The organism is Actinophytocola sp. (assembly GCF_045807065.1).
Lineage (GTDB): Bacteria > Actinomycetota > Actinomycetes > Mycobacteriales > Pseudonocardiaceae > Actinophytocola.
Genome location: NZ_JBJMIE010000479.1, coordinates 1 through 7,423 on the forward strand (window position 1 = coordinate 1; position 7,423 = coordinate 7,423).

Annotated in this window: 9 protein-coding genes; 3 read left to right on the forward strand and 6 right to left on the reverse strand. The window is 71.1% G+C overall.

Annotation, left to right across the window (positions count from 1 at the left end; translation table 11 throughout):
- Window positions 1-68: 68 nt before the first annotated feature.
- The 4 genes from ACJ73U_RS28195 to ACJ73U_RS28210 all read right to left on the reverse strand — a co-directional run bounded on the left by ACJ73U_RS28195 (window position 69) and on the right by ACJ73U_RS28210 (window position 2,769).
- Window positions 69-449: a PIN domain-containing protein gene (locus ACJ73U_RS28195; RefSeq protein WP_407780753.1), complete on the reverse strand. Its 381-nt coding sequence runs from the start codon at window positions 447-449 to the stop codon at window positions 69-71.
- Complete coding sequence (locus ACJ73U_RS28200) at window positions 446-706, reverse strand: type II toxin-antitoxin system Phd/YefM family antitoxin (RefSeq protein WP_407780754.1); 261 nt, start codon at window positions 704-706, stop codon at window positions 446-448. The genes ACJ73U_RS28195 and ACJ73U_RS28200 overlap by 4 nt, the downstream gene beginning before the upstream one ends.
- 62 nt (window positions 707-768) lie before the next feature.
- Window positions 769-1,527 carry an acyltransferase gene (locus tag ACJ73U_RS28205; RefSeq protein ID WP_407780755.1) on the reverse strand — a complete coding sequence of 253 codons (759 nt, stop codon included), beginning with the start codon at window positions 1,525-1,527 and terminating at the stop codon, window positions 769-771.
- Between the two features lie 84 nt (window positions 1,528-1,611).
- Window positions 1,612-2,769, reverse strand: coding sequence for a helix-turn-helix domain-containing protein (locus ACJ73U_RS28210; protein ID WP_407780756.1), 1,158 nt, complete (start codon window positions 2,767-2,769; stop codon window positions 1,612-1,614).
- Between the two features lie 139 nt (window positions 2,770-2,908).
- Here ACJ73U_RS28210 and ACJ73U_RS28215 point away from each other — a divergent pair, with 139 nt between their 5' ends.
- From ACJ73U_RS28215 to ACJ73U_RS28225, 3 genes are all read left to right on the forward strand, one after another.
- Window positions 2,909-3,193: a hypothetical protein gene (locus ACJ73U_RS28215; protein WP_407780757.1), complete on the forward strand. Its 285-nt coding sequence runs from the start codon at window positions 2,909-2,911 to the stop codon at window positions 3,191-3,193.
- Between the two features lie 117 nt (window positions 3,194-3,310).
- Window positions 3,311-4,534 carry a low temperature requirement protein A gene (locus ACJ73U_RS28220; RefSeq protein WP_407780758.1) on the forward strand — a complete coding sequence of 408 codons (1,224 nt, stop codon included), beginning with the start codon at window positions 3,311-3,313 and terminating at the stop codon, window positions 4,532-4,534.
- The gene (locus tag ACJ73U_RS28225) at window positions 4,531-5,475 is read left to right on the forward strand and encodes a nucleoside hydrolase (protein WP_407780759.1); all 945 of its coding nucleotides are present in this window, start codon (window positions 4,531-4,533) and stop codon (window positions 5,473-5,475) included. Before ACJ73U_RS28220 ends, ACJ73U_RS28225 begins: the two co-directional genes overlap by 4 nt.
- On the opposite strand, the gene ACJ73U_RS28230 is transcribed toward ACJ73U_RS28225, so the two are convergent.
- A complete protein-coding gene (locus ACJ73U_RS28230; protein WP_407780760.1) occupies window positions 5,458-6,618 on the reverse strand; it encodes a THUMP-like domain-containing protein in 1,161 nt (386 codons plus the stop codon). The genes ACJ73U_RS28225 and ACJ73U_RS28230 overlap by 18 nt on opposite strands.
- A gap of 23 nt (window positions 6,619-6,641) precedes the next feature.
- Window positions 6,642-7,423, reverse strand: a 782-nt coding sequence (locus tag ACJ73U_RS28235; protein WP_407780761.1) for a class I SAM-dependent methyltransferase, incomplete at its 5' end; no start/stop codon positions are given.

Sequence of the window (7,423 nt, forward strand, 5' to 3'; positions counted from 1 at the left end):
CCCGTCCCATCCCCCAGCCCCAGCCCGGCCCCGGCCATCCCCACCCGCCCCGCCCCCCAGGCAACCAGTCAAGCCGAAACGATCGAGACCATGTCCGCCAACCCGGCAAGATCTTTCGCGTTACGCGTGTAGACAGTCGCCTTGTGGGCGTGCGCGGTGGCCGCGATGAGCAAGTCCATTGCCCGCACCCGCGGCTGCCGCCCGATCTGGACGACCCGAGCAGCCAGCCGCGCGTAGCTGTCGGCCACAGCCTCATCCACCGGCAGGGGCGTGAACCGGCGTTGGATCGCGCTGAGCCGGCTCAACCGCCCGGCCCGCGCCTCATCGGAGGCGACCAGCACTCCGAACTGCAGTTCGGCGACGCTGACGACACTGATGGCCAGCTCCCCGGGAATCGGAGCCACGTCGTCCGCGATCAGGACGCTGGTGTCAAGGATGCCGCGGGTCACCGACGTTCCCACGGATCGACCACATCGCCGTCCAGCCGGTCCCGGTCGGCCGCCCACGCCGGGTCCGTCGCACTGGCGAACACCGCTTCGACCTCAGCCCAGCGCCGCCATGTCTTGTCACCGACCGGCCCGAGGACCGCCGCCGGCCGCCCCGCGACCGTGATCATCATCCGTTCCCCCTCCTGTGCACGGCGGACCAGCTCACTGGCGTTCTGCCGCAGCTCACGCAAACCGACTTCGGTTAAGTCCCCGTCCATATGACCGAAGGTAGCACATGTGCTACCCACCTAGAAAAGGGTAGCACATGCGTTCGAGTGGGTCAGCTGTGGGCGTCGAGGGTCTTCTTCAGGGCGGCGGCTGCCTTGCGGGACATGTCGGCCACCGCGGCCCGGCGTTCCGCGTCGGCGTCGTAGGCGGCGCGCCGGTCGCGGACGACCTTCGCCGGGATGCCGGCCGCCACGGCGTAGTCCGGGATGTCCCCCTTCACGACCGCGTGCGCCCCGACCACGGCCCCGCGGCCGATCCGGCTGCCCTTGGTCACCGTGACCTTCGTGCACATCCAGGTGTCCGGACCGATCCGCACCGGCGCCTTCACGATCCCCTGGTCCTTGATCGCCTGGTGGATGTCCGACGTCACGTGGTCGAAGTCACAGATGTACACCCAGTCGGCCACCAGGGCGGCCTCACCCAGCTCGATGTCCAGGTAGCAGTTGATCACGTTCTGGCGCCCGAACACCGCCTTGTCACCGATCCGCAGGGACCCCTCGTGACAGCGGATGGCGTTGCCGTCCCCGATGTGGACCCAGCGGCCGATCTCCATGCGCCCGTACCCGGGCCGGCAGTGCACGTCGAGGTCCTTGCCGAGGAACACCATCCCCCGCAGCACGATGTGCGGGTTCGCGAGGCGGAACTTGAGCAGCCGCCAGTACCGCACCAGATACCACGGCGACCACGCGCGGTTGCGGATCACCCAGCGCAACGAGTCGCGGGTCAGGAACCGCGCCTGGTTCGGGTCTCGGCGGGCCCGGCGCCAGTCCCGCACCCGGTCGACCACCGGTGAACCCCACATCGATGTCATGGCAGGTCACCGTACCCAACCTCGCGACCACACCCGAGAGCCACATCGGAGTTCTCAGCGGGGTCACGCGAATGCGCCGTCCGCCTACACGGTTCGCAGCAGTCCCATGCGCGACGCCAGTCCACGGGCCTCGCGAGCCACGGACTCCCGTCGGGTGCGGGTCACCATCGTGGCGACGATCTCTCGGACGAAGGGGTTGGCGCGCATGCGGATGGGACCGACCTTCTCGGCGCTCAGCAGCAGCCGGACGACCTCCTCGTCAGGTCGCTTCAGGCCGTGTAGCGCGCGGGCACGCTCGATGAGGAACGTCGTCCGGCGCGAGTCGATCGGCAGATCTGTCGGGTTGATCGTGTCGGCCAGTGCCGCGGCTTTCGCATGGTCGCCGAGTTCCAACGCCGAGGACATCCGCCAGAGGACGACGTTGGCCGGAGAGAACAGGAGGAAGTGCCGATTGCCGTCCTCGACGTGTTCGGCCAGTGCCGCGGCCTCGTCGAGCGCCGCGCCGGGGTCGGTCCCTCCCAGCACCGACGCCGTGTAGCCCGACGTGAGCGTGAGCGCGCCGCGGATGTCCGTGACACCGGCCGGCACGGTGTCGAGTGCCTGCCGTGCCAACTTCTCGGCCCTCAGGTGCGCGCCGAGGCCGGTCAACGCCTGCGTCCGGGCGAACTCGGCCAAGGCCACCCATTCCGGTTCCCCGAGCCGGGTGGCGGCCTCGTAACCACGACTGGCGGCGATCCACGAAAGGTCCCCGGCACCCAGGCCCTTGGTCAGGAGGGCTGTGGTGTGGGTAGCCGTGACGAGAGCGCGCAGCCCGTCGGACGCGGACGTGTGGGTGTGCAGAGCGACCAGCAGCGGCGGCAGGCGCCGACCGACCTCGGCGTCCTGGTTGGCCTGCCGCAGCCCCGCGAGCAACTGGGCCTCGCCCCACAGCGCGCCGAGTTCGCCGATCGGGGGTTCGTTGCCGTCGAGGTCGGTGTCGAGGAGCGCCTGACGGATGGCGGGGACCGTGCTGTCCGCCTCCGGATCGCGGATCTCCAGACCGTCGCCGGTGATGTCCGCCAGGGAGACGCGGAGTGCGCGCGCGATCGCGACGAGGGTGGAACGCCGATCGACCGGCTTGATCCCGTTCTCGATCTTGGACAGGTAGCCCTTGGACAGCCCGGCGAGACCGGCCGCCTGCTCGAGGGACAGACCACGCCAGCGGCGCAGTCTCCGGATGGTCGTACCGATCACGTCCGCCATGTCAACGAGGGTACCGATCTGGGTTTCCCGGTGGGAAACCTGCGCGTTCGTGGCCGTTCTACCGTCCAGACATGACGATGGACCACGAACGGGAGGCACATGTGTCCGCGCAACTGGCCCGGCTTCACCCTGGGACGGCGTGAGCGTGGTCGAGCTGTTGCCCCCTGTCCCGGCCGTGGTCGTGTGGCGACTCGGAATTCTCGACCAGCACTGGGCACATCTGGCCGTTCTGGACCAACCGGTCCGCACAGACCGAACCCCCGTGATGGGGCATCCCACCCTCTGGGGAGACGTCGTCCGGTGGTGGCCGTCCCTGTGCGCGATTCCGGTGCATGCGGACGACCCGTTCCGCGGTCTCGCGTGCCCGAACAAGTGCCCGTGCTGCCTGGTCCGGCTTGACGAGCAGGTCAACGAGCCCCACTGAACAGACCTCCGTCCGTGGATTCTCCCCGTGCTTCCGCGGACGGCCCGGCCCTCGCGGTGAAGTCCCCAGTTCTGATCGACGGCTTCGAGTGAGATCCACACTCAGTAGCCTTCCGACATGGCACAGCACGAGACCGAGCGGCACGCCAGCTGGCTGGAGCTGTTCTTCGACCTCGTCGCCGTCGCTGCTGTGGCGGAGTTCGCGCACCTGCTCCACGGGGACGCCCACCACGGCCCCGGCGGCCTGGAGATCACCGCGTTCTTCACGCTCTACCTGGCGATCTGGCTCGTGTGGACGACGTTCACGATGTACTCGAACGTCGTCGCCGACAAGGTGGGACTGCGGGCCATGTTCTTCGGCATGGCCGGCATCGCCACCATGGCGGCCGCGGTGCCGCACGGCATGGACAGCCGGGCCGACGTCTTCGCCGCCGCGTACCTCCTGACCAGCGCGGTCGGCAGGGGCGCGTTCGAGAGTTCGGGGCGGGTGCTGCTGTCGTGGATCGCCACGTCGCAGAACTTCGGTCTGGTGCCGTGGATCGTCTCGTTCTTCGTCGACGATCCGTGGTGGAAGATCGGGCTGTGGCTGTTCGGCCTCGTGCTCACCATGGTCTTCAGCGTTCTCGCGAGCCGCGGGGACCAGGAGGCGATGCTGGCGCGGATGAACGAGTCGCTGGCGAAGCGGGCCGAGCGGACCGAGCGGACGCGGCGGCGCGGACGCGGCGGCCGGGAACCGCAGCGGGGCACGGCGACCCGCGCGCGGCCGACCACGATCGCCGCCGCGCTGCTCGACAGCGGTCACTTCGGCGAGCGGCTCGGGCTGTTCGTGATCATCGTGCTCGGCGAGGCCGTCCTGCAGTGCGTCGGCGCGGTCGCGGAGCTCGACAACTGGGGACGGCACAGCGGCGAGGGGTGGGTGCTGCGGCTCACGATCGTGGCCGCGTTCGCGCTGCTGGCCACGTTGTGGGGGTTGAACGTCCGGTACGGCTTCGCCGAGGAGCCGCGGTACCCGCCCTCGGTCGTGCTGCCGGCGCACTTCGTGGTGGTCGCGTCGGTCACGGCCCTCGCGGCCGGGCTCGGCACGGCGGTCGCCGGGTCCACCGAGCACCTCAACGCGACGAACACGTGGCTCATGTGCGGTGGCCTCGCCGCGTTCCTGCTCGTCATCAACCTGCTGGTGGCGCACGCCCGCCGGTGGCCGCTGCGTGCGCTGGCCGTGGCCGTGCCGCTGGTGGCCGCCGTGCTGGGGCCGTGGCTGCCCGCGGCCGTGGTCGTGACGGCCATGGCGGTCGCGGCCGGCGGCCAGCTCTGGACGCTGTCGGCGGTACGGTCTGACGAGTGACTCGGCTGATCATCGACACGGACCCCGGCATCGACGACACGTTCGCGCTCGTGCTGGCCTGCGCGAGCCCCGAGGTCGACCTCATCGGTGTGACGACGGTGTTCGGCAACGTCGGGCTCGACCGCACCACGCGCAACGCGCTGCGTGTGCTCGCGCTGTGCGGGCGGGAGGACGTGCCGGTGGCGGCGGGTGCGGACCGGCCGCTCGTGCACCCGCACGCCCACCGGGCGGGCGCCGTGCACGGCGAGGACGGGCTGTCAGGCATGGCAGACACGTTGCCGGAGCGGCAGACGGGCCTGGTCGGCACCGACGCGGTGGCGCTGATGGTGCGGCTGCTGGACTCCTCGCCGGAACCGGTGACGATCGTGCCGATCGGCCCACTCACCAACGTCGCGCTGCTGCTCGCGGCGCACCCGTCCGTGCGGAGCAAGATCGAGCGCCTCGTGATCATGGGTGGCGGGCTCGCGGGCGGCAACGTGACCGCGGCCGCCGAGTTCAACGTCTGGAGCGACCCGGAGGCGGCGCGGCGGGTGCTGGTGGAGGAGCCGGTGCCGACCACGCTCGTGCCGATGGACATCACCACGCGGTGCGCGGTCGACCTGTCGTGGCTGGACCGGCTGGCGGCGAGCGGCCCACGCGGTGCCACGCTCGTGCGGCTGACCGGCACGTACCGGAAGCACTACCAGCGGACGCTCGGCCACGAGGGCATGGTGATCCACGACGCGGTGGCGGTCGCGGAGGCCATCCGGCCGGGACTGCTGCGGACCAGCCGGATGCCGGTCGAGGTGGAGTGCGGCATGGGGCCGGCCCGGGGCGCGACCATCGCCGACCCCCGAGAGCACCGCGTCCGCGGCGAGGACGCGCCGCGGGAGATCGACGTGGCGGTGGACGCGGACCTGGACGAGGTGCGGACGTTCCTGCTGTCAGGCCTGACCGGCTGACGCCTCGCACACGTACGCCATGGGGGTGCGCCCCACCCTCGTCAATACCACGGTCGCCGACGCCTGGCCGGCCAGCTTCAGCCTGGGGCGCAGCGTGTTCGGGTCGATGTCCAGACCGCGGACCAGGATCTCCAGCCGGCCGACACCCCGCCGCCGCAGGGTCTGCCGGAGGGACTTCTCCGTGTAGTGACCGTGTTCCAGCACCCGGAACGCCCGAATTCCCTCCGGTCGGTCATCACCCGTGAGGTACGCGATGCGCTCGTCGAGCTGCCCGAAGCCCAGAACCGCCGCGTACTGCCGCACCAGGCCCGCGCGCACGACCGCGCCGTCCGGGTCCACGAGCCACTCCCCCACCTCGCGGACCGGGCAGTCGTCCGGATCGTCGGAGGTGACCGTCCACTCGCGACCGCCGGTGCGCAGGACCGTGGCGCGGCGGGCGGGGCCGGCGAACGCGCCCGTCCACAGGCACGCCTCCCGCACCTGCCCGTCCAACGACACCAGCTCCACCTCGCCGTCCCAGGGCAGCTCGGCGAAGTCCATGCCGGGCGCGCACTTCACGGCCAGGTCCCGGCCGCGGTAGACCTCGGCCAGCGCGTCCAGGGGTGGCACGAAGTCCGCCGCGTGCCAACGCCTGCGGCCCGCGGAGTCCCGGCGGGCGGGATCCACGAAGACCGCGGCGTCCCGGGTGATCGGCCGCAGGGCGTCGGCCCGTACCACCGGCACGGACGTGTTGCCGGCGGCCATGAGCAACCGCACGGGATCGAGATCCGAGCCGACGCACCGGGACGCGACGGCCGCCAGCGCGACCAGGTCGACACCCACCGAGCACGTCACGTCGTGCGTGTCCCGGCCGGCGAACCGGCGCGCCCGGTGCCGGGCCACGGGCATCGGGGTCGCCTGCTGCAAGGCGGTGTCGGTGAAGAGCCAGTCCTCGGGGGAGTCCACCTTGGCCACCGCGCGCCTGCGCAGCAGCACCGTTTCCAGCACCGGTCCAGCGCCGTCACCGAGCAGTCGGCGCGCGGTGGCCACGTCTTTCAGGTAGCTCGCCGAGGTCAGCGGCAGGGCGGCCACCGACGAGACCGCCTCGACCCCGGCCGCCGAGCGCAGGAAACGCACGTCGGCCGGGGTGAACTCATACGTCATGAGCGGAGCTCACGGAGCGGAGTTCAGGGCTTGGTCCCCGTGATCAGCACGTTGTAGAAGAGTTCGCGCGGGGCGATCTTCCGCAGCACGTTCTCGTCCAGCCAGGACAGCCGCAGCCAGGCCTTGTACGCGAACAGCCGCCAGCCCAGCGTCAGCTTCTCCTGCGGCACCGCGGCCTCGAACGTCCGCACCGGCCAGCCGAACAGCGCCGCCGCCAGCTCCTCGGTGTGGGCGTGGACGTTGGCCGCGCCCGCGTCCCGGGCCAGCTCCTCCAGGTCCGTCGGGTCGAACGTGTGCAGGTCGACGACGGCCTCCAGCGCCGCCGCCCGCGACGAGGAGTCCAGTTCGGACTGCGGCCGCCGCCACGCCGACAGCGGGCTGAGCTTCGTGATGTTCGTCGTCAGCCACCAGGTCAGCTGGCCGAGCTTACGCGCGTAGGTGTCGCCGATCTTCGTCGGCTCACCGGCGAACACGAACCGGCCGCCGGGCCTGAGCACCCGCAGCACCTCGCGGAACGCGGCCGGCAGGTCCGGGATGTGGTGCAGCACCGCGTGCCCGACGACCAGGTCGAAGCTGTTGTCGTCGTACGGGATCCGCTCGGCGTCGGCGACGCGGCCGTCGACGTCGTGGCCGAGGTTGCGGGCGTTGCGCAGCGCCACCTGGACCATGCCCGGCGACAGGTCGGTGACCGAGCCCTTCTTGATCACGCCGCCGGACATGAGGTTCAGCAGGAAGAAGCCGGTGCCGCTGCCCAGCTCCATGGCGTGCTCGTAGGGCCAGTCCTGGTCACCGGCCACGGCGCGGA